The organism is Marinomonas rhodophyticola, assembly GCF_026113935.1.
Classification (GTDB): Bacteria; Pseudomonadota; Gammaproteobacteria; order Pseudomonadales; family Marinomonadaceae; genus Marinomonas; species Marinomonas rhodophyticola.
In genome coordinates, this window is the sequence record NZ_JAPEUL010000007.1 from 111,205 (window position 1) to 131,938 (window position 20,734).

A 20,734-nucleotide genomic window follows, 5' to 3' on the forward strand; every position below is an offset into this window, starting at 1 on the left:
ATCTACGAGTCTGTAAAGCAAAAAAAACGCCCCGAAGGGCGCTAAACTTTGTAAGCTTTTCGCGTACATTACGAAGTACGCTGAGAAATTCAGAGAGGTTTATTGAATAATCTCTGGTCCCATTATGCTGTATGGCAGAGCGGTAGACAGTGCTGGAATGTAAGTGACCATTATCAAGAATACCATCAAGACCAACACGAACGGCATAGCGGCTTTTACTACGCGAGCTAAACTCATGCCGGTGATACTCGAGGTCACAAATAGGTTTAGACCAATAGGTGGCGTGATCATACCGATTTCCATGTTTACCACCATGATGATACCTAGATGAATAGGGTCTACGCCTAGCTCCATCGCAATCGGGAAGACGATAGGGGCCACGATAACCAATAGGCCTGACGGCTCCATGAACTGACCACCAATTAACAACAAGATGTTAACGGCGATTAGGAAGGTAAACCAGTTAAAGCCAACGTCGAGCATCCACTCAGTGATGGCTTGCGGAATACGTTCTGCTGATAAGGTGTGGGCAAACAACAAGGCGTTAGCGATGATAAACATCAGCATCACAGTTGTTTTTGTGCCTTCAAGCATGACTTTACGAGATTCTTCACCGAACAAAGAAGGGAAAAAACCACGTAGCATCATAGACAAGTTACGTCCCCAAATTGGCGTTCCAGCGGCCAAACAAGCTCCGACTGATTCTTCCAATTTGCTGGAGCGTTTGTAGACATAAAAAATCGCGATGATAACGGACATAATCGCGCCCCAAAGTGCCCGGTCACCACCTGTCACGGTTTCACTGCTTGCGAACGCAAAGAAAGACATGATTTCCCACACTAGGAAGAAAGATACCCCATAGACCATGCCGTTAAAGCCAACACGTGCATGAGGAGCGTCTTCGTCGTTCGTCCACGTTTTACCTTTCAATGGTCCCATGTCGCGATAAACAAACAAAGCGATAAACATGGAATAAACAGCAGCCACAACAGCGGCTTCTGTTGGTGTAAAGACACCACCGTAAATACCACCCATGATAATCACAACTAGGAATAAGCCCCAGCCTGCTTCTTTGCCACCTTTAACGATATGACTGAAGCCTTTCCATTCTTCTGCTGGTAGATTTTTTATGCGAGCGACTACATAAATTGCCAGCATCAGCATACCGCCTGCGATTAGGCCTGGAATCACCCCTGCTAAGAACATACGTCCAACAGAAACGTTAACAGACGCCGCATAAACCACCATAACGATAGAGGGCGGAATCAAAATCCCTAATGTACCCGCGTTGGCAATAATACCGGCCGCAAAGTCTTTTGAGTAACCCACTTGTACCATGCCTGCGATGGCAATGGTACCAATGGCAACCACTGTGGCTGGAGAAGAGCCAGATAAGGCTGCGAACATCATACAAGCCAATACCGACGCCATGGCTAAACCACCGCGGAAGTGACCAACGCTGGCGATTGCAAAGTTGATGAGTCGCTTAGCCACGCCCCCCGTCGACATATAAGACGAGGCAATGATGAAAAACGGGATAGCCAACAAGGTATAATGCTGACCAACCCCAAACAGAGAAATTGCTACGGATGACAGTGAATCGTGTGAGAAAAAAGCAATAAATAGTATGGACGATAAGCCCAATGAGATACCAACCGGCAAGCCGATAAACAGCAGGACGATTACCAATAAAAAGAGAATAAGTGATTCCACAATGAAGCTCCTGCGCTAGTCTTTCAAGACGTTTTGGTTTTCTTTAACAAGATCTTGTGCCTCATGGCCACTGATCAGCATGCTGCGTTTGTCTCGCGCAATATCAATAAATGCTTGTAAAGAACGATAAGAAAGTAACGCTAAACTGATAGGCAGAACAACCAGCACAAGCCAACGATGTACGCGAGGTCGCAAACCAAATAACTCTTGTACGAACTCTGGATAACGCAACTCCTCAGAGCCTATGCCAATTTTGAACATCTTCAACCAGTATTCGATAGCGCCACCGCTAACATTGACGCCAAGCATTGCCAACCAAGTTGAATCAAGCAGGATTAAGCCATATAGCATCGCAGCTGCAGCACCGATTAAAGACAAAGTTTTTGCTGTACGCTTAGGAACAGCATTCAGCACAATGTCGACACCAAGGTGAAGATTGGTTTTGATGCCGTAACTCATGCCTAATAAAATGAGCCAAGAGAAAGCCACCATATTAAATTCTAACGCAGCATCCCAGCCGGTATTAAACCCATAACGAGCAATGACCTGGCCAAAAGAGACAGCCATAATAGACGAAATCACTAGGACCAAAAGGTTTTCTTCTGCTCGTTCCATGACTTTGGGGAAGCGTTTTTCTAGTACCCAAAGAATGAATATAAAAATAAGTAAATAAAGGTGCGGCCAATATGCCATGGGGGTCTCCTAGTATTAAGTGGACCAGTACAAAATAGTAAGCAGTGTGTTGGTGTGCTTTGCGTCAGCGTTGGCTAGCGATAGGTATTTAAAAGTACGCAACACAACCACAAAAGCTGACCCGTTAGGGTCAGCTGGATTGCTGGAAAAAAGTGATTATGCGCCGGCAGCAGCGTCGATCAAATCTTTACCAATGTAGCTTTCAAATTGTTGCCAAACAGGTTTCATCGTGTTCACCCACTCTTGGCGTTGCTCAGGCGTTAAGTAGTTAATTTTACCGCCAGCTTTAACGATATTATCGCGATTTTCTTCTTCTGCCGCTTTCACACTTAGGTTTGCTTCTTGAGTGACTTCGTCCGCAATTTGCACGAATTGCTCACGGTCTTCAGGAGAAAGGCTCTTTAGGAATTCAGAGGACGTCATAAATAAGTAAGCAAGCAACTGATGGTTTGTATCGGTTGTGCTGTCTTGTACTTCATAGAACTTTTGTGTGTAGATATTTGACCAAGTGTTCTCTTGACCATCTACAACACCAGTTTGTAACGCGCCGTATACTTCTGAAAATGCCATCGCTTGTGGTGATGCGCCCATTGCCGCAATCATTTGCTTCGCAACATCAGAGGTTTGTACACGGAACTTCATGCCTTTCGCGTCGCTAGGAACCAATAGAGGCTTCTTAGCGGAGAAATATTTCATGCCTGACATCCAGTAACCCAAACCAACAAAACCCGCATACTCGTCCATTTCGGTTAATAGCGCTTTGCCTTCTTTGGTTTTTGTAAAGCGAATGGCATGGTCCATGTCTTTAAAAATAAACGGAAGATCGAATACACCGTATTTGTCTGTATAAGAACCGAATTTAGAAAGAGAAGGGGCAAGCAGTTGTACGTCGCCTAATAGTAGGGCTTCCAATTCTTTAGAGTCACCAAATAGTGTGGAGTTCGGGAAAACTTCAACACACAATTTGCCATTCATTTCTTTGTTTACGCGGTCTGCGAAATTATTTGCAGCAACCACTTTAGGGTGAGTTGTACCGCCAGTTACATGGCTGAATTTTACAACGCGTTCACCTGGATCGCAGTTTGCAATTGCAGTACTAGCAGAAAGTGCAAGTGCCAAAGAGGTAAGAGCAAGGCTGATTTTTTTCATTGTTATGAGACTCCAAAAACTGAATTATTATTGTTTACCTGGTTTTTAGCCTGATATTCATCTCACTTTTTACGTAAGAAACAGGCAGAGCAAAACAGGTGACGCTAACCATACTCTTTACACAATCTATGCCAAGTCTTTATTTTTTTGTAGGCTAATGATTTTTATGGTTATTTTATTTTATTTTGGATATTTTTATTACTGTGAAGTCATTAAGTAGGTGGAATTACGCACATGATAGAAAAACGAATGGGTGGAATATCGCCTATTTTTAAAACAGTTTCTTTTGTAAAAGGCTTTTGAAGCTTTGGTGCATGGCTTTTTTGCCTGATAATTGCGCATTTTGCAGCGTTGGTTTGGTTTCACGTCCTAACGCCACTTCTAGAGCCAGTTTTTCGGTTGGGTTATTAGGGCTGAGTAGACCCTTAAGGGTAAGAAACAGCATTGCTTTTAGAAAAACGGCACGAATGCTATCGAATGGACGATGGTGCTCTACAAATAGCACAATATCCTGTAAATCCTGTTCTGATAGTTGGGCTAAAGCGGGAAGGTTTTCCCGTAAGTCACATTTTGGGGTCAAAATAAGCATGATCAAATTCGTTGCTAGGTCAGAATACTGCAGCAATAAATTAAGTAAGAAATGTTCAATGAAGCGAGTCCCGCCAAGCAATGGCTAGCTTACTGGCTTGTTCTGTTATTGGCTTTACCATCATTAAAGAATAGCAGCCACTGGCCTTGTCTTTTGCTGTGCCGAGACGAACTGGAACATAGCCATTTTTGAGCCAAAAAGACACCACATCATAGCTTGCGGCAAAGCTAGTGCAAAGAAAGTCACAACCTTCACTGGCGCTATTTTCCACATAAGTAAGTAATTGACTGGCTAGGCCTTTGTTTTGCTGAGTTTGCTCTGTGGCGATACGACTAATGCGCCAATAGCGGTATTGTCCTGCGTTATTAATGCCTTCATGGGCTAGTAAAGATTGCGCTACTAAATGGCCTCTCGGTCGACGTTTTCCTTGCATGACCTCTTGGCTAAGTGCGGCTGGTAAATCCCCTTCTTCGGTAATAATGGCAACACTTTGGACTTGGTCTTTATCGAGCAAAAGGTAAGTTGACACAGAAGGGTCGTCTAATATCCAGCGCAGGTTATCAGGTGATGTTTGATAGTGAGCGCTTACCAGTAGGTTAAAGGTATCAGCGAGCTTGTCTGAGTGCGTTAACCAATTTTCACCAGTGAGGCGTTTGAATTCTGTTGCTGGTTTGGTTGTGTTTTCATCAATACTATCGATAGTGTGTGAGTCGGTAGCGGCTAGAAAAAAGCAATCATTGATCCAATTTTCCAGTGGGTCATTTCCCCCCATCGAATGGGCTGATTTAATGTGAGCTCCTGTAGCGCTAAGTTTTGTGTGGTTTTTTGCACGGATAAGTCGTGACAAAACCGTATGCCAAAACCTTTGCCAGCGCCTTCATAGCCATAATTCGTTGTGCTAAATAAGCAATGTGTGGCTTTTTTATTTAAGGCCATGAGCATAGGTAAAGGAATCATGGCTGCTTCGTCGATAAAGAGAAAATCCCACTCAGTAGGGGCATTGATGAGGGCATCAGGCGCGAAAAAAGGCAGTTCATACTCTATGCCGATTTGGCTCAGAGTGCTTTCGAAACGAGATCGCAGAGAGAGGATCGCCTCTTGGTTCGGCGCGGTAATGGCTACACGTCTGCCACGTCCTAACAGCTTGGCTAAGCTGTCGCCTAATAAGGTCGATTTTCCTCGACCTCGGGGAGCAATTAATACATAGGATTTGGCCAGTTCTGCCAATAAACACGACTGAGCTTCCGCTTGTTCTTGGGTTAGCGGCGCGTTAGGTTCTATTGGTTTTAAAGCCGGTAACGGGTTTACGCTATGTTTTTTGTTCTTACTAGAGCGTAATAGTGTAAAAGGTGATGTCTCGTCTTGTAATTTATTCAGCAGGTAATGCTTAAAATACGATGTGACCTGTTCTGGTTCATAAGGCCAAGGTAAATATCTCGATAAGTCTTGATCTGCCATTGACAACCACTCGTCATTAGGCAGTGCAATGGCAAAGAGGCCATTGCCTCGAACCGTACCAGACAAAATAGCCAATGCACTCGCCGATACACCATGAGTCAAATCCACCAAAATAGCCTCATGACTGCGACCAAGCTGCTGGAGAGCTTGTTTAAAGGAGCAGGTTATAAAAGGGGTGGTAGAAGACAGGAGTGCCGTATCGTACTGGCTAACATCATACGCCGCGACCAAGGGAGTAGAAAAATGTTTACTAAGAGTCAGAAAGTCAGACAACACCTCGTTGGGCGAGCCTTTTAAGAGAAAACAATGGCGATGGTGGTCAGACATATCAATAAAATTTCCTTGTGGTCGCATTATCATACTGTGACCACAAGGCAGAGCCAATGAATGTTTGCAGGATAAATACGCTTACGCGATGACAAATAAATCCATGAAGCGGTTTACCGCAGTGTTTTCAAGGGCTTTTTGATCCTTGCAAAGGGCAAAAATGTTTTGGCATTGATGACTTGGGAAGCGCGTTGCTAGGTTGTTTTTAAACTTCTGCTCTAATAACGGGATGCCTTCTTCACGACGACGACGGTGTCCGACTGGGTATTCTACCACCACTTCTTCGGTGCTACTGCCATCTTTAAAGAACACCTGAATGGCATTGGCAATCGAACGTTTGTCGGCTTCTAGATATTCGGCTGTGAAGCGTTTGTCTTCGACGATTTCCATTTTGTTACGCAGCTCATCGATGATGGGATTGGCCGCATGAAAGTCATCCTCGTAATGTTCAGCGATCAAGTTACCAAAGGCCAGTGGCACAGCAGCCATGTATTGCAAGCAATGATCGCGGTCGGCGGCATTCGCCAAAGGACCGGATTTGGAAATAATACGAATCGCCGATTCATGAGTACGAATCACGATCTTGTCGATGTCGGCTAAACGGTCTTTCACCAAAGGATGCAAGGTCACCGCGGCTTCGGCTGCTGTTTGGGCATGGAATTCGGCTGGGAATGAGATCTTAAACAAGACGTTTTCCATCACATAAGTGCCGTAATCTTGCGAGAAAGAAAACTGACGTTTGTCATTCGGCTTAATGGCTTGGTCTTTGTTGGTTTTTGAGAAAGATACGTCATAAAAGCCCCATTGATCAGCCGTTAGTACACCAGGAATGCCCATTTCACCTCGCATCGACATGTCCGCTAAGCGCACCGCGCGGGACGTGGCATCACCCGCTGCCCAAGATTTACGTGAGCCAGCGTTTGGCGCATGACGATAAGTACGTAAAGCCGAGCCATCGACCCAAGCTTGAGAAATTGCCGCCATGATTTGCTCCCTGTCGCCTCCCATCATTTTGGTAACGACCGCCGTAGAAGCGACTCGTACTAAGAGCACGTGGCACAGACCAACACGATTGAACGAGTTTTCAAGCGCAATAACACCTTGTATTTCATGGGCCATGACCATGGCTTCTAGCACTTCGCGCATGGTCATTGGGCTGTCGCCCTTTGATAGTCGAACTTGTGACAGATGATCGGCTACCGACAAAATGCCACCTAAGTTATCGGAAGGATGCCCCCATTCTGCTGCTAACCAAGTGTCGTTGTAATCTAACCAGCGAATAATACAACCAATGTCCCACGCCGCTTTTACTGGATCGAGAGACAAAGACGTGCCCGGTACACGAGCACCATTTGGTACGACAGTACCTTGTACAATTGGGCCAAGGTGCTTGGTACATTCTGGGAAGCGTAGGGCGAGTAAGCCGCAGCCGAGCGTATCCATTAAACAGTTACGGGCTGTGTCGAGGGCTTCTTGGCTTTCTACTTTAAAGTTCAGTACATAATCTGCGATGTCTTGAATGACTTGGTCGTAATCCGGGCGGTTGTTTAAATCTACGTTAGCACTCATTTCTTTTCCTTAATCGTTAAATTTTAATGCTGATGTTGGCTCAATGACGGTCGTCGATGTCTATCCACTCAGAATGATCTGGTCCAATATAATCGGCGCTGGGACGAATAATGCGGTTGTTCGACCGTTGTTCCATTACGTGAGCTGCCCAGCCAGTCACGCGGGAGCATACGAAAATCGGTGTGAACAACTTGGTTGGAATTCCCATAAAGCGATAGGCGCTGGCGTGAAAAAAATCGGCGTTACAGAAGAGTTTTTTCTCGCGCCACATCACGGCTTCGCAACGTTCTGACACAGCATATAAATGGTCGTCGCCGACGTCTTCGCTGAGCTTTTTGGCCCACTTTTTAATGATGTCATTGCGTGGATCGCGCTCACTGTAAATAGCGTGACCAAAGCCCATGACTTTTTCTTTATTGGCGAGTTTTTGCATCAAGGCCGCTTCGGCATCGTCTGGGGTTTTCCATGGTTCTATCATGTCCATCGCGGCTTCATTTGCACCACCGTGAAGGGGGCCGCGTAAGCTACCAATACCGCCAGTGACGCAAGAATACATATCAGACAAGGTGGAAGCACAAACGCGGGCGGTAAAGGTGGACGCGTTGAATTCGTGCTCTGCGTACAAGATCAAAGACGCATTCATCACTTGCGTATGAAGAGCACTTGGCTCTTTGTCATGCAGCATAGTGAGGAAATGACCAGCCAAAGAAGGCACGTTGGCATTGTGTGTATTAACGCGTACGCCATCGTGGGTGAAACGATACCAATAAACGACCATAGCCGGCAGCGTCGCGACCAATCGATCCGCGGTATGCAGCGCTAGCGAAGGTTGCTTTTCAAACGGCAGCTCGAGACTCTAGATTACCTAAAAAGGAGCAGCCAGTGCGCATCACATCCATTGGGTGTGCACTGGCCGGGATAAGTTCTAAGACCGCTTTTAGTTCTTCAGGCAAACTGCGTAAACTCATCAGTCTTTGCTCGTAATCGTGCAGTTGTGTGCGATTAGGTAATTTGCCGTACAGCAAGAGATACGCGACCTCTTCAAAACTCGCTTTGTCCGCTAAGACATCAATGTCGTAGCCGCGATAGGTTAATCCGGAGGCCGCTTTGCCAACGGTACAGAGTGCGGTTTCGCCTGCGCTTTGACCACGTAGGCCGGCGCCAGAAAGTACTTTAGCCATTTTTCTACTCCTTTCATTTATTGTTATTTCTTGGAGAAAAGTGCGTCTAATTTGTCTTCGTATTCATGGTAGTTGAGAAACTCATAAAGCTCATTACGGGTTTGCATACTGTCGACCACATTGCGCTGGTGACCGTCATGTAATAAATGTTGGTACACGTTAAGTGCGGCTTTGTTCATGGCACGAAACGCACTCAGCGGATAAAGCACCAAATCTACGCCAGCACTGGCCAATTCCTCTTTGCTGAACAGCGGCGTTGCGCCAAATTCGGTGATGTTTGCCAAGACAGGTACTTTTACGGCAGCGACAAATTCTTTGTATTGGCCCAAGGTGATCATGGCTTCTGGGAAAATCATATCGGCACCGGCTTCAACACAAGCAATGGCTCGCTCGATGGCCGATTCCATGCCTTCCACCGCCAAGGCATCAGTGCGCGCCATGATGACAAAGTTGCTATCCACACGAGCGTCTACGCAGGCTTTCACGCGATCGACCATTTCGTCTTGGCTGACAATGGCTTTGTTGGGGCGATGACCACAGCGCTTTTGCTGAACTTGATCTTCAATATGCACGGCCGCCGCGCCCGCTTTTTCCATTTGTTGAATGGTTCTGGTGATGTTGAAAGCGCCACCAAAGCCAGTATCGATATCGACTAATAAGGGCAAGTTTGACGCTGAGGTAATGCGACGAACGTCCTCTAAGACATCGTGTAAATCTGTCATGCCAAGATCTGGCAAACCATAAGAAGCGTTCGCAACCCCGCCGCCTGATAAGTAAATGGCATGATGTCCCGTTTGTTCTGCCATCATAGCGCAATAGGCATTTACGGCTCCTACCACTTGCAAAGGTGATTGAGTGGCAACCGCGTGCCTAAAACGGGCGCCTGCTGAAAGTCTTGTCATGCTTGTCTCCTCTTATTCTTGTTAATGTTTGGCTAACGTGAGGCTGCCGATGCCGCTTGGTGCATCGCTTGTTCGAGTAATTTACTGGCGCGGCTAATGTGGCGACGCATCAATAGTTCAGCCAGATCGCCTTCGTGATTGGCAATCGCGTCGAGAATGGCTTTGTGCTCGCGCAATGCTTGGCGTGGATCACTGCGTTGATCCGACGTATGGCGGCGATACATACGAATCACCGCATACAGTTCTTCTGTTAATAAACGAATCAGCTTGGCGTTGCCGCTGGCGTGGATGATGCGAAGGTGGAAGTCATCATTGCCGCCTTGTTGCACATAGTGTTCGTCTTGGTTGGCATCAAGGTGGGCTTGGTGTTTATCGAGTAATGCGTACAGACTGTGTATTTCATCCGCTGGCATCATGGTGGCCGCCAATCGTGCCGCCATGCCTTCTAGCGCCTCGCGCATGGTGAAGGTATCCAGCATGTCTTGTGTATTCAGTTGGATAACACGAGCACCCACATTGGCGGTGCGTGTTACTAGACCAAGCCCTTCTAATTTTACAATGGCTTCTCTGAGCGGGCCGCGAGAAATGCCATATTGCTTGGCAAGTTCTGGTTCTGAGATTTTGCTGCCTTGGGGAATGTGACCCTGCACTATGGCATTGGTGAGTTGCTGAGCGATGTCTTCAGACAGGGTGGCGGACTTGATAGAAATAAGGTTGTTCATAAAAGACAAATCGCTTTATTGTTGACAATATGTCTATTTATAGTGGGTTGTTTGGGTTTTATCAAGTTAGATTGTCGACAATTTTTCGTTTTTTCTCTTATCCTTTGGTCGTATGTCGCTTCTTTTTAATCTGTGTCATAGGTTGATAACGTGATGTTTATTAAGCATTTTTAGGTATTTTTTAATGGTATGCTGGGCGGGAGATAAAAAGCTGCTAGAGTTTAGTTGTCGACATAACTGTTGATTTATCGGAAAAACAGATAGGGTAAAACCATGAAAAAAATTAAAAATGAAGCCGCGTTAAGTAAAAAAGCCATCCAAGTGGGTGAGAACTACGCGTTGAAACGTGGTTACAATGGCTTTTCCGCGACCATGTCAGCGAATGAAAAAACCGAGGCCATTTATCGTTTACTGGTACTGGATAAGTTGATCGTAGGTTTGCCTGCTGACAAAGAGGATCTGCCTAGTATGAAGCATAAACTGGCGTTGTGGATTCAAAAGCATTTACCAAAAGATGATCCATTGCTTAAGTAGATTTTTTATTCAGCGAGGCTTTATTTTAAATATGTTATAACATATCATTTTTTATTTTGGTTGTTTATAACATTGGAGAATAGAGCCGTGAGTTTGAATTTACAGAAGATCCCACAATCGGTTGATTTAAAAGATGCTGTGTTAACACTTATTGATGGTGGGTCTGTAAATGAAAATGCGACCGACAAAATACCAAGTTTATTTGGCGTGGTGAAATCGACTCATCAAGACGTGCTGGCAGACATTTATCAAAACAATATCAGTATGGCGATATGGCAGCGTCAACTCGGTATTTTATCGCGGTATGCGCAGTCAGTATTAATATTAACCCCTAATTTAACGCTTAAACTTCAGGGCGATTCCCAGTATATGGTCGCTTTGATGGCACGTCTTTTACCGGATGCACCAGGTAAAAAGGAATTTATAGAGGACGTGTCATTATTGACCGACATGTTTGCTTGTTTGTTTGATCTCAAAGAAGTGGGGCTGCGTCTGAGTGTGCTGTCTAGTGCGATGTGTCCACGTTTCCACGTAGATAAAATTCCTTGCCGTCTTGTTTCTACTTATATCGGTGCGGGCAGTGAATGGTTGCACGATGCTCATGTGGTCAGAGACAAATTAGGTCGTGGTGGTCATATCAAAGACTATAACAGCGGGTTACACGAGCAGGGTCGTATTAATCAGTTAAACGTGGGGGATGTCGCGGTAATGAAAGGAGACGAGTGGCCAACGTCTTTAGGGCGCGGAGTCGTACATCGTTCACCTTCAGCAAGCGCTGAAGATAAACGACTGTTTTTAAGTTTGGATATAATTTGACTTCACCACTCAATAGTTTGGTTATTCCAGTCAAGATACGCGGCTTTGTTGTCCATTGTGATGCCTTCCATAATAGACAGCAATTGCGTAGCGACAAACTCCGCTGTAAAAAGTTTGTCTTGTGGGACAGAGCGCTGAAAAGGTTTGGATAGCGGCGTGTCTGTTGTGCCAGGGTGAAAAGCGATTAGCTTAACATTCTTAGCTCTTCTGGCGTATTCCACGGAACTGGTTTGAATCAGCATATTCAATGCTGCTTTTGACGCTCGATAACTGTACCAACCACCGGTTTTATTATCTGAGATACTACCTATCCGGGCGCTAAATAGGGCCACTTGAGTTGGTTGTTCCCCTTGTAGAATAGGCAGTAGTTTACTTAGCCAAAGCATAGGAATGATGGTGTTTACATGAAAAACAGCCTCCAGTTGCGATGCACTGATTTCTTCTAATTTTCTTTCTGGCATTATGCTTTCGTCATGCAGCATACCATTACAGATCAATACCTTAGTGATTTTTCCCGCATGGAGTGCCAAGCGTTTGCAAATTTGATTAATACTGCTTTCACTATAATCTGATTCTAACCACAGGGTTTTAGCGTTGTTTGATGTTTTGGGTAGGCAACGGCTGACAGCAAACACGCCAAGGCAATGTTGGTCAGTTTCAAATTTTTGTATGCTAGCTTGAGCAATAGCACTGCTTGCGCCAACCACAAGTGCGTAGAAAGAAGACATATCAAGACTCCGACAATAGACGTCGATTAATCAAAGGTCACAGCGATCTTTTAAACAGCTAGCGCAACGCGGTTTACCTGTAATAAAGGAAGAAATTTGATGGCGGTAACGGGCAAAAAACTTATAACCTAGATCAGCAAAAAAACGAATCAATGGCCAGCGAAGTATTTGTATCCACTGGTGCTTTTCAACCAGTTTCCAAGCAAGACAAGTGACGTCTAAACCGGTAATAATTTTTCCATCGGCAAGTTGTCCATGTAGCAATTTATCCGCCTTGATTGGATCAATGTGTGGAAACTTTTTCTTAAAATTGTCGTTATGAATGTCTTCTAACTGCAGTCTATTGTGAATGTCCAGAGACCGTAATGTTTGCATTTCAGCAGCACAAAGTGGGCAGTATCCATCATAGAAAATTGTAAGCATACATCATTACTCAATAGTGTCATCATTAAGTAACAATACGCAGCAAGGAGTGGGTTAGATCACATTTATTAGAATTATATTAATAGTGCGGATATAAGACGAGCAGATGCATGATGCATACCACGGAGGTTAAACCAAAATGCATAGACATGTAGGGTTTGTTTGCGTTGGACGGTTTTAACCAACGAGCTTCAACCCAATAAATGCTGACAAAACCAAGCAAAAGCAAGGCAACAGACAGCTCCGGCGTATTCATGAGCAAAGAAACCCAAGAGACCAATAAGATCACATTACAAGAAACAAGTAGCTTTCTGCCATGCTTGCTTTCAGGAAGTTCTATGATACGACCCCAAATAATACCACTCAACAAGCTCAGAACAACGGCACCGTAAGTCGCAAACAAGGTCACGCCTGCTTTGCCAAAAAGAGAGGTATTGGCAAGGCTAAAATAGGTCGCTAACACAAAAGGAAGTATGCTCAACGTAGCCACTGTCATCACTACGGGCTTATAAGAACGCATGTCTATACCTACACTAAATAAATAAGAATATGTAAACAATACGCATTATCTAACAAAATGGACTTTAAAACAGTAATTAATTTCCTTGTTTTGTTCTATTTTTTGGCATAAAAGTGTAAATTTTCTCCTGTTTTGTGTCTTGCAAAAGTGATTGTTTCTTTGTTTTGCGTTAGCAAAGACTTATTCACACCTTGCGTCGAATCGCCATTGAGCAGAATACGGTCAAAGAGTACAATGGACGGCTATTATGTCTTGAACGTGGTACCACTTTGGTTCTCATGTCCTTATTAAACAAATTTGCTTAAGGTGTGTTTAGAAATGCCAGCTAAAACAATGGATGAACTCGTCTCCCTGTGTAAACGTCGCGGATTTATTTTCCAAGGCAGTGAAATCTACGGTGGTATGCAAGGTGCTTACGATTACGGTCCGCTAGGTATTGAGTTGAAAAACAACCTAAAAGCCGCTTGGTGGCGTTCAATGGTGTATGAGCGCGATGATGTTGAAGGCTTAGATGCGGCGATCATCCAAAATAAACATGTTTACAAATATTCTGGTCACGAAGATACCTTCACAGACCCAATGGTTGATTGCCACGAGTGTAAATCTCGTATGCGCGCCGATCACATGAAAGACATCAAGGTGTGTGACAATTGTGGCTCAACCAATGTGACCCCACCACGTGATTTTAACCTGATGTTTAAAACCAACGTTGGTCCAATGGTGAACGAAGAGTCTTATACTTATCTTCGTCCTGAAACGGCACAAGGTATTTTTACCAATTTTAAAAATGTGGTGGACTCTACTTCTCGTACCTTACCATTTGGTATTGCGCAGATTGGGAAATCCTTCCGTAACGAAATTACGCCACGTAACTTCATTTTCCGTGTTCGTGAATTCGAACAAATGGAGCTGGAATTCTTCTGTAAGCCTGGCGAAGATGAAAAATGGCATGAATTCTGGGTTAATGCTCGTAAACAATGGTGGTTGGATCAAGGTCTGACAGAAGAGAATATCCAGTTTGAATATGTAACTGGGGATGACCTAGCGCATTACTCTAAATCGACTGTGGATATTTTGTACAAGTTTCCACATGGCTTTGAAGAGCTGGAAGGCGTTGCCAACCGTACTGACTACGATTTGGGTTCACACACGAAAGCGCAAGAAGAATTTGGTTTGTCTGCTAAAGTGAAGAAAAACGAGCATTCAACGTCTAAGTTGGCGATTCGTGATCTGGATGAAAACAAATGGGAAGTGCCTTTCTGCATCGAGCCTTCTGCCGGCCTTGACCGCGGTCTATTGGCTGTTATGACAGAAGCTTATACAGAAGAAGAATTACCAAACGGCACGTCTCGTACGGTACTTAAGTTCAAACCGCATCTAGCGCCGATCAAAGTGGCTATCATGCCGCTTAAAAAGAACAAGCCAGAAATCGTTGCCCTTGCTAAAGAATTGAAAAACAAGCTGCAGAAGCTTGGCTTGGGTCGTATTCTTTATGAAAACACGGGTAACGTAGGTAAAGGTTACCGTCGTCATGACGAAGTAGGCACGCCAATCTGTGTGACGGTTGATTTCGATTCTATTGAGAAAGAAGGCGCACCAGTGACGGTTCGTGATCGTGACACGATGGAGCAAATTGTTGTTAACGCAGCGGACTTGCCAGCGTACGTGATTAACTATTTCATCAATCAAAACTAATTTTTGCTGGTGACCTAAAGAACCACGATTCTCATTTCAGAGTCGTGGTTTTTTTATGTTTGGGGGGAGCTTTTGTCAAAATACAAACAAAAAAAGACCGCAAACAGAGTGCAGTCTTTGCGTGCGAATAAGCACTAAGGGAAAAATTGACTTTTATTTGATGCTAAAAACGGCTTGTTAATCCCATGTAATAAGTACGTGGACTGCCATCGCCATGATCGTCACCCGTTCTAACAATAGTGCCAGTTAGGTTTTCAACGCCAGCTCGCAAACTAACACTCTTATTAACTTCGAAAGTCGTACCGACGTCCAATGTGGTGTAGGCTTTTGCAAAACGTATTTCATCTTCAGTATTGTAGGCTTGCTTGCCTAAGTACTGCACTTTGGCAAAAGTATTCCATTGCTCATTCACATCCCAGTACAGACCAACATTAGCCGTTACTTCTGGAACCAATAATAATGGCTCATTATTGTCTTTTCTTTCTGATTCAATAATATAAGTCAAGTTACCTTTTAGGGTGACTGTGCTAACGACCGGTGCGGCAAAAGTGGTTTCAATGCCACTGGTTGTTGCTGCACCGACGTTTCGTTGAATGGTGTACCACTGACCATCAATGATTCCATATAAATTATTTTGGATTAGATCGTCAATGTCGGTATAGAAATAGGTTACGTCAAGTTGATAACCTGCATCTTCAAAGATGAAGCCGACTTCGTAGTTGGTGCTAACCTCAGGCTCTAGGTCTGGGTTACCTAACATAGTACAGCCACCACCAGTGTAGCCCAATGCTACCAATGAGGTGCAACCGTTGCCGCGTGAGAACGTTCCAGAACTAGGTGAGCGCTCAAGTAACGTCGGTGCTCTAAACCCTTGCGAAATCCCCCCTTTCACTGTCCAAATATTGGAAGGATGATAGACCAAATAGGCTCTAGGACTGAGATGTGCATCAAAGCCGTCTGTTTTGTCGAGTCGTGCTCCCAACGTCAGTGTTAAGTTATCCTTCAAATACAATTGATCTTCCGCAAACAATGAGCCAGACCAGCCGTCTGGGTTTAGTTCGGGGGTAATGGGGTTACCATCTTTATCTTCGCTTAAGTTGCCAATGATCGAACGGTTATAAATATCTTCGGTTTTGTATTGCAGACCAAGGGTTAGATCCTGATCTACGCCTAACGACATTGGGATATTGGTTTTTGCGTCAAGTACGGTTTCGTTGGCCTCAGAATCACCAGTACTGTATCCACCACGTCCATTTGGTAACGATTGGTCGTTATTATTGTATTGATTATGGTACAAGTTGATGGTGTTTTTTACGCTTCCTAAATACCCTTCATACCCAATTCCGTAGCCATGATGTTCTAGTTCACCGACACGATATTGTTCGTACTCCGCATCTGGCGCAGAGTCCGATTCTTGCAAACCGTAGTTAAAGTCAAATTTTAGTGTGTGCTTCTTATTGACTTGCCAATTCAATGCTGTATTTACACTATTATTCTCAAAACCAGAACTTCCTCGCGCATTGGTATCCGCATCTCGTTCAGTTTTATTTAACCCAATTTTTAGTCCCACACTGTCGCTTAGTGGTCCTGCCATGTTTGCTCCCAATTGGGTGGTATCACCGAACGAGCCACTGTCAGGTTTTTGATAGTTTGTAGATACTGATCCTCCCCATTTCGCTGGAATTTTACGAGTAATGATGTTTACAACACCGCCCATGGCTTCTGAACCATACAGTGTCGACATAGGTCCACGAACTATCTCTATGCGTTCTATCATCTCAGGCGATATCCAGTCTAGATCTTGCCCTACAAGATCGGCACGATAACCTGTTAGTGATGAACCTCCAACACGTTTGCCATCAACCATAATTAAAGTGTATTGGCTTGGCATACCGCGAAACGAAATTTTAGAGCCTGCTCCTGCATTGCTGTAGCCACCTGTAATGCCTGGTAGTTCACCGAGTAGTTCAGACAGACTTGTGGCTGGTGTTCTCTCTATGTCTTCACGAGTAATAATGCTGATAGAGGCGGGTGCATCTTTTATATCAATATCATTCCCAGATGCTGTCACAACTAGCTGGTCTAGGTTGACGGAATCTTCCGCAAGCAGTATGGAAGAATGAGCGGCAGCACTAATTAGAGTAGCTAAGACAGTAAGTTTATAATGACGAGGTGAAGGGGCCATTGTGAACATTTTCTCCTTGGTTATGGACGAACTTATTTCGTATCATATTGTCAGTAAATTGTAGTGAGAATCTTTATCATTTGTATTATCTAGCAATATTGCTTTGTTGTGGTGATACGTGTTGTTCCTCTTTTTGCAACATTGCAGATGTTGAAAGTCGTGATACATTCCGTGGAAAATATAAGGTGCGTTAACAATGAAATTTAAAGGACGTCAATGGGTTATGTCATACGCAAGATTAGGAGAGCATGAATGTACGATCTTAATGAAGTGAAGACTTTTGTGTCTGTCATGGAAACGGGCAGTTTAAAAGACAGTGCTCATAAGCTTGGGGTGTCAAAATCTACTTTGAGTCGTCGTATAAGTAATTTAGAAAGTGCCTTAAACCAACCCTTATTACGCCGCCAAGCGAATCGGCTTATCGCCAATGAGGCGGGGCTTAAATTTTTGCCTTTCGCGCGAAAAATGCTAAATGTGGCTGATGAAGGCCATAAAGCGGTTGAAGAATTAAAAGAAGAAGTTAGTGGGTCATTAGTTGTTTATGTACACACTACTTTAGTGCGAGGCTGGTTTTCAGCATTGATGTTTGATTTCTTGGAGGAATTTCCTCAGGTTAATATAGATGTCCGTACAGGCAATCAGCTATACCAAGAGATAAAAAGCAACGACGTGTGTGTGTGGGTTGGTGAACCTGCAAACGATCAATTACGTTCTGAACGGATTGGACAGTTAAGCCAAGGCTTGTACGCCAGTGCCAATTATTTAGAACGAATTGGCATGCTGAACCACCCTAGTGAGCTGAGCCAGCATGCTTGGGTTGATACGCTAAAAAGCGAGCAAAATAGCATAGTGTTGGAGCATGAAACTCAAGGCGACGTGTCTTTTGATTTGCCTAAATCACGACTTACCGTGGATCAATACATATTGCATGCCGAGGCTATCATTCGAGGTAAAGGCGTAGGCTTACTACCACATTACTTTGCTGAAAAACATTTGGCTCGCCATCCTGAGGTATTTGTACCTTGCTTGCCAGAGTGGAAAGGTAAGTCACAGCCAGTCTACCTGCAATACCCTTTCGGCCATTTACCAAGGAAAATGCACGCTTTGATTCAATATTTAAGAGATGAAGCCAAAGCGTTTTATTGATTCCAATGTATTTGTCTTGTTATCGCTCAGACTTCCACCAGAGTGTTAGCGGTGGAAGTTTGTTGATCGAAAAAATGTGTCCAAACTGAGGTGTGCTTAATATCACATTTCGGTTCGCAGACTCAGTCACCACACGATCAAATGGATCATGCCAAGTGTGGAATGCGAGGTCAAACGTGCCATTATGAATGGGCATCATAACTTTTCCTTTCAGATCGATATGCGCTTGAACGCTTTCTTCTGGCTTCATATGGATGTCAGCCCAGTCTGCATCGTACGCACCAGTTTCTATCATGGTGAGGTCAAAGGGGCCATACTTGTCGCCCGTTTCCTTAAAGCCCTGAAAATAACCAGAGTCACCGCTAAAGAAAATACTGTCTTGTGGTGTTTTAATCACCCAAGCCCCCCATAAAGTCGCATTACCATCGCCCATGCCACGGCCAGAGAAATGCTGAGTGGGTGTGAAGACGACTAAGCCTTGGCTTGTTTTCAGCTCTTGCCACCAATCAAACGTAGTGATTGTGTTGGCCTGAATGCCCCAATTTATGAGATCACCATCCACGCCTTTTGGTACTAAAAACTGTTGTGTTTTGGTGCGTAAAATCTTGATGCTCGCCTTATCCAGATGATCGTAATGGTTATGAGAAATCAATACTTTATCAATAGGCGGTAAGTCTTCTAGACTGATAGGGGGCTGGTGGAATCGTTTGGGGCCAGCAAACTGAAAGGGTGATGCTCGATCCGAGAAAACAGGATCAATTAGCCAGTACTCACCATATATCTTTAATAAAATAGAAGAGTGCCCAAGCTTAACTAGGTGCAAGGTGTCATTGCTTAGTGCGTCCAAATCGGCTCGACTTACGCGGCTAACTGGAATGTTGATATCTGGCGTCGTATTCACTTTCTTTTCCGTGAAAAAACGCACCCATAGGGCAGCAGTATCGCTAAACGTCATAGGCTGGCGCGGTGCCGTATTATGAAATTTAGCGTCTTTATAAGGTGCAGAAGTGACCTCTGTAATAGGAGGAACTTTAGATTTAATATTCAGATTAACGATATAAATCACTAGAGCGAGCGCAATAACCAAGGCAACAAAGAGTTTGATCACAAACATAGATAATCACTTTTGGGTTAGATGGTAGCTTATAATTTGGGCGGATGGATAAAACACAATCATAGAATTGTGCCAATAATAAGCAAGTATTGAGACTTCAGGTCTGTATGGTAGTTGAGTAAACTGAACCAAACTTTTGATTAAGCTAGAAAGGAGCCAATGTGATTCACATTGAAAAAATGACGACTCGGCATTTAGCTGATGTTCTATTGCTAAGCGTTGCAGACGAACAGCAGAGATTTGTTGGCAGTATCGAGGAAATATTAAAAAGCGCTAATGCGCAAATTCGTCCTCATGTGATCCTTGTAGAGGGGATCGTTGTTGGCTTTTTTTAATTGATACCATTTATGCAAAACACTTTGATTTTGCTAAAAAACACAGTCTAGGACTGCGTAGTTTTTTTATCAGTAAAGAGTTCCAAGGCAGAGGCTTCGCCAAGCAAGCCATCTCGGCATTGCCCCATTATCTTAAAGAAGCTTTTCCAACGTATTCGATTATTTACTTAACCGTAAACTGCCAAAACCCTGTTGCCAAAGAACTTTATTTAAAGGGCGGCTTTGAAGATACCAACAACCTTTACCATGGTGGGCCAGCGAGCCTACAGCATATTATGATGAAAGCGATTGAATCCAGCATTGGAGCTGAGAGCGAATGAAAAACATGTCTATACAACCCATTTCGCAAACTATGTGGGATGAAATACTCCAGATCCAAGCCGAAGCTTACTCAGAAATCGAACCTGAAAGCCTAGAAGTATTACAGAGTAAATGGCAACAATCGCCAGCGTGTTGTTTTGCCTACCTTGAAGAAAAAAGAGCGCTAGAAGAACAAAATGGGCCAGAAGATAAAGAAGAAGCACAAGGCATATTGGGGTACTTATTGGCTCATGCTTGGCACAGTGAAACGCCGCCCAAACTCTATCAAACTTTATCGGAAAGCAGCCATGGCTCGATCTTATTTTTGCATGACTTAGCGCTGTCAAAACGGGCTTTGGGTAGGGGCATTGGTTCTCAAATGGTCAAACATTTATTGGAAACAGCTACTCTATTAGGGTTTAACAGCGTTTTACTGGTTTCCGTGCAAGACTCAGTACCATTTTGGCAGAAGCACGGCTTTAATGAAGTAACGAATCAACAGGCCAGCGACAGCTACGGTGAAGACGCCAAAATCATGAGGAGACGGTTGACTTAAAAAAGGCGTTTGTCATCAAGTCTCTCTTGCTTATCTGATAATAGAGTGGATCTTCTTATTCTCTTATAAGGAACACAGA

At 44.2% G+C, this 20,734-nt stretch carries 21 protein-coding genes and 1 pseudogene; 7 read left to right on the forward strand and 15 right to left on the reverse strand.

Annotated features, from left to right (window positions below; genetic code table 11):
- Nucleotides 1-99 precede the first annotated feature (99 nt).
- The 10 genes and pseudogenes from ONZ52_RS08995 to ONZ52_RS09040 all read right to left on the reverse strand — a co-directional run bounded on the left by ONZ52_RS08995 (nucleotide 100) and on the right by ONZ52_RS09040 (nucleotide 10,303).
- On the reverse strand, nucleotides 100-1,713 hold the full coding sequence (locus ONZ52_RS08995; protein ID WP_265218289.1) for a TRAP transporter large permease: 1,614 nt from the start codon (nucleotides 1,711-1,713) through the stop codon (nucleotides 100-102).
- A 15-nt stretch (nucleotides 1,714-1,728) separates the two neighbouring features.
- Complete coding sequence (locus ONZ52_RS09000; protein WP_265218290.1) at nucleotides 1,729-2,406, reverse strand: TRAP transporter small permease; 678 nt, start codon at nucleotides 2,404-2,406, stop codon at nucleotides 1,729-1,731.
- Between the two features lie 156 nt (nucleotides 2,407-2,562).
- Entirely contained in the window at nucleotides 2,563-3,555 is a 993-nt protein-coding gene (locus ONZ52_RS09005) for a TRAP transporter substrate-binding protein (protein WP_265218291.1), read from the reverse strand.
- A 271-nt stretch (nucleotides 3,556-3,826) separates the two neighbouring features.
- Nucleotides 3,827-4,144: a hypothetical protein gene (locus tag ONZ52_RS09010; protein ID WP_265218292.1), complete on the reverse strand. Its 318-nt coding sequence runs from the start codon at nucleotides 4,142-4,144 to the stop codon at nucleotides 3,827-3,829.
- A gap of 55 nt (nucleotides 4,145-4,199) precedes the next feature.
- Entirely contained in the window at nucleotides 4,200-4,916 is a 717-nt protein-coding gene (locus ONZ52_RS09015) for a GNAT family N-acetyltransferase (RefSeq protein WP_265218293.1), read from the reverse strand.
- A complete protein-coding gene (locus ONZ52_RS09020; RefSeq protein WP_265218294.1) occupies nucleotides 4,865-5,929 on the reverse strand; it encodes a tRNA(Met) cytidine acetyltransferase TmcA domain-containing protein in 1,065 nt (354 codons plus the stop codon). Before ONZ52_RS09020 ends, ONZ52_RS09015 begins: the two co-directional genes overlap by 52 nt.
- Nucleotides 5,930-6,010: 81 nt before the next feature.
- Nucleotides 6,011-7,498, reverse strand: a complete 1,488-nt coding sequence (gene prpD, locus ONZ52_RS09025; RefSeq protein ID WP_265218295.1) for a 2-methylcitrate dehydratase — start codon at nucleotides 7,496-7,498, stop codon at nucleotides 6,011-6,013.
- 40 nt (nucleotides 7,499-7,538) lie between these two features.
- A pseudogene (gene prpC / locus ONZ52_RS09030) lies at nucleotides 7,539-8,679 on the reverse strand (bifunctional 2-methylcitrate synthase/citrate synthase).
- Between the two features lie 23 nt (nucleotides 8,680-8,702).
- Nucleotides 8,703-9,581, reverse strand: a complete 879-nt coding sequence (gene prpB / locus ONZ52_RS09035) for a methylisocitrate lyase (protein ID WP_265218296.1) — start codon at nucleotides 9,579-9,581, stop codon at nucleotides 8,703-8,705.
- Between the two features lie 32 nt (nucleotides 9,582-9,613).
- The gene (locus ONZ52_RS09040; protein ID WP_265218297.1) at nucleotides 9,614-10,303 is read right to left on the reverse strand and encodes a GntR family transcriptional regulator; all 690 of its coding nucleotides are present in this window, start codon (nucleotides 10,301-10,303) and stop codon (nucleotides 9,614-9,616) included.
- Nucleotides 10,304-10,576: 273 nt separating this feature from the next.
- Between ONZ52_RS09040 and ONZ52_RS09045 the strand changes: the two genes are divergently transcribed.
- A complete protein-coding gene (locus ONZ52_RS09045; protein WP_111607061.1) occupies nucleotides 10,577-10,837 on the forward strand; it encodes a DUF5062 family protein in 261 nt (86 codons plus the stop codon).
- 87 nt (nucleotides 10,838-10,924) lie between these two features.
- On the forward strand, nucleotides 10,925-11,653 hold the full coding sequence (locus tag ONZ52_RS09050) for a DUF1826 domain-containing protein (RefSeq protein ID WP_265218298.1): 729 nt from the start codon (nucleotides 10,925-10,927) through the stop codon (nucleotides 11,651-11,653).
- Between the two features lie 2 nt (nucleotides 11,654-11,655).
- Here ONZ52_RS09050 and ONZ52_RS09055 read toward each other — a convergent pair whose 3' ends face one another.
- The 3 genes from ONZ52_RS09055 to ONZ52_RS09065 form a co-directional block, all read right to left on the reverse strand.
- Complete coding sequence (locus ONZ52_RS09055; RefSeq protein WP_265218299.1) at nucleotides 11,656-12,381, reverse strand: SDR family NAD(P)-dependent oxidoreductase; 726 nt, start codon at nucleotides 12,379-12,381, stop codon at nucleotides 11,656-11,658.
- Between the two features lie 30 nt (nucleotides 12,382-12,411).
- On the reverse strand, nucleotides 12,412-12,804 hold the full coding sequence (locus ONZ52_RS09060; protein WP_265218300.1) for a thiol-disulfide oxidoreductase DCC family protein: 393 nt from the start codon (nucleotides 12,802-12,804) through the stop codon (nucleotides 12,412-12,414).
- A 79-nt stretch (nucleotides 12,805-12,883) separates the two neighbouring features.
- The gene (locus ONZ52_RS09065) at nucleotides 12,884-13,324 is read right to left on the reverse strand and encodes a DUF3429 domain-containing protein (protein ID WP_265218301.1); all 441 of its coding nucleotides are present in this window, start codon (nucleotides 13,322-13,324) and stop codon (nucleotides 12,884-12,886) included.
- Between the two features lie 318 nt (nucleotides 13,325-13,642).
- Between ONZ52_RS09065 and ONZ52_RS09070 the strand changes: the two genes are divergently transcribed.
- Complete coding sequence (locus tag ONZ52_RS09070) at nucleotides 13,643-15,019, forward strand: glycine--tRNA ligase (RefSeq protein WP_265218302.1); 1,377 nt, start codon at nucleotides 13,643-13,645, stop codon at nucleotides 15,017-15,019.
- 163 nt (nucleotides 15,020-15,182) lie between these two features.
- Here ONZ52_RS09070 and ONZ52_RS09075 read toward each other — a convergent pair whose 3' ends face one another.
- Nucleotides 15,183-17,213, reverse strand: coding sequence for a TonB-dependent receptor domain-containing protein (locus ONZ52_RS09075; RefSeq protein ID WP_265218303.1), 2,031 nt, complete (start codon nucleotides 17,211-17,213; stop codon nucleotides 15,183-15,185).
- A gap of 243 nt (nucleotides 17,214-17,456) precedes the next feature.
- On the opposite strand from ONZ52_RS09075, the gene ONZ52_RS09080 reads away from it, so the two are divergent.
- Nucleotides 17,457-18,350, forward strand: a complete 894-nt coding sequence (locus ONZ52_RS09080; protein ID WP_265218304.1) for a LysR family transcriptional regulator — start codon at nucleotides 17,457-17,459, stop codon at nucleotides 18,348-18,350.
- Nucleotides 18,351-18,369: 19 nt separating this feature from the next.
- On the opposite strand, the gene ONZ52_RS09085 is transcribed toward ONZ52_RS09080, so the two are convergent.
- A complete protein-coding gene (locus tag ONZ52_RS09085) occupies nucleotides 18,370-19,464 on the reverse strand; it encodes an MBL fold metallo-hydrolase (protein WP_265218305.1) in 1,095 nt (364 codons plus the stop codon).
- Between the two features lie 161 nt (nucleotides 19,465-19,625).
- Here ONZ52_RS09085 and ONZ52_RS09090 point away from each other — a divergent pair, with 161 nt between their 5' ends.
- The 3 genes from ONZ52_RS09090 to ONZ52_RS09100 all read left to right on the forward strand — a co-directional run bounded on the left by ONZ52_RS09090 (nucleotide 19,626) and on the right by ONZ52_RS09100 (nucleotide 20,655).
- A complete protein-coding gene (locus ONZ52_RS09090; protein ID WP_265218306.1) occupies nucleotides 19,626-19,799 on the forward strand; it encodes a hypothetical protein in 174 nt (57 codons plus the stop codon).
- A gap of 68 nt (nucleotides 19,800-19,867) precedes the next feature.
- Entirely contained in the window at nucleotides 19,868-20,119 is a 252-nt protein-coding gene (locus ONZ52_RS09095) for a GNAT family N-acetyltransferase (protein WP_265219379.1), read from the forward strand.
- Nucleotides 20,116-20,655, forward strand: coding sequence for a GNAT family N-acetyltransferase (locus ONZ52_RS09100; RefSeq protein ID WP_265218307.1), 540 nt, complete (start codon nucleotides 20,116-20,118; stop codon nucleotides 20,653-20,655). Before ONZ52_RS09095 ends, ONZ52_RS09100 begins: the two co-directional genes overlap by 4 nt.
- Nucleotides 20,656-20,734: the final 79 nt, after the last annotated feature.

Coding starts and splice junctions, on each gene's coding strand:
- ONZ52_RS09045 (WP_111607061.1), top strand. CDS start 10,577: ATGAAAAAAATTAAAAATGAAGCCGCGTTAAGTAAAAAAGCCATCCAA.
- ONZ52_RS09085 (WP_265218305.1), bottom strand. CDS start 19,464: ATGTTTGTGATCAAACTCTTTGTTGCCTTGGTTATTGCGCTCGCTCTA.
- ONZ52_RS09040 (WP_265218297.1), bottom strand. CDS start 10,303: ATGAACAACCTTATTTCTATCAAGTCCGCCACCCTGTCTGAAGACATC.
- ONZ52_RS09020 (WP_265218294.1), bottom strand. CDS start 5,929: ATGTCTGACCACCATCGCCATTGTTTTCTCTTAAAAGGCTCGCCCAAC.
- prpD (WP_265218295.1), bottom strand. CDS start 7,498: ATGAGTGCTAACGTAGATTTAAACAACCGCCCGGATTACGACCAAGTC.
- ONZ52_RS09015 (WP_265218293.1), bottom strand. CDS start 4,916: ATGGGGGGAAATGACCCACTGGAAAATTGGATCAATGATTGCTTTTTT.
- ONZ52_RS09080 (WP_265218304.1), top strand. CDS start 17,457: ATGTACGATCTTAATGAAGTGAAGACTTTTGTGTCTGTCATGGAAACG.
- ONZ52_RS09075 (WP_265218303.1), bottom strand. CDS start 17,213: ATGTTCACAATGGCCCCTTCACCTCGTCATTATAAACTTACTGTCTTA.
- prpB (WP_265218296.1), bottom strand. CDS start 9,581: ATGACAAGACTTTCAGCAGGCGCCCGTTTTAGGCACGCGGTTGCCACT.
- ONZ52_RS09065 (WP_265218301.1), bottom strand. CDS start 13,324: ATGCGTTCTTATAAGCCCGTAGTGATGACAGTGGCTACGTTGAGCATA.
- ONZ52_RS09100 (WP_265218307.1), top strand. CDS start 20,116: ATGAAAAACATGTCTATACAACCCATTTCGCAAACTATGTGGGATGAA.
- ONZ52_RS09010 (WP_265218292.1), bottom strand. CDS start 4,144: ATGCTTATTTTGACCCCAAAATGTGACTTACGGGAAAACCTTCCCGCT.
- ONZ52_RS09005 (WP_265218291.1), bottom strand. CDS start 3,555: ATGAAAAAAATCAGCCTTGCTCTTACCTCTTTGGCACTTGCACTTTCT.
- ONZ52_RS09000 (WP_265218290.1), bottom strand. CDS start 2,406: ATGGCATATTGGCCGCACCTTTATTTACTTATTTTTATATTCATTCTT.
- ONZ52_RS09055 (WP_265218299.1), bottom strand. CDS start 12,381: ATGTCTTCTTTCTACGCACTTGTGGTTGGCGCAAGCAGTGCTATTGCT.
- ONZ52_RS09070 (WP_265218302.1), top strand. CDS start 13,643: ATGCCAGCTAAAACAATGGATGAACTCGTCTCCCTGTGTAAACGTCGC.
- ONZ52_RS09060 (WP_265218300.1), bottom strand. CDS start 12,804: ATGCTTACAATTTTCTATGATGGATACTGCCCACTTTGTGCTGCTGAA.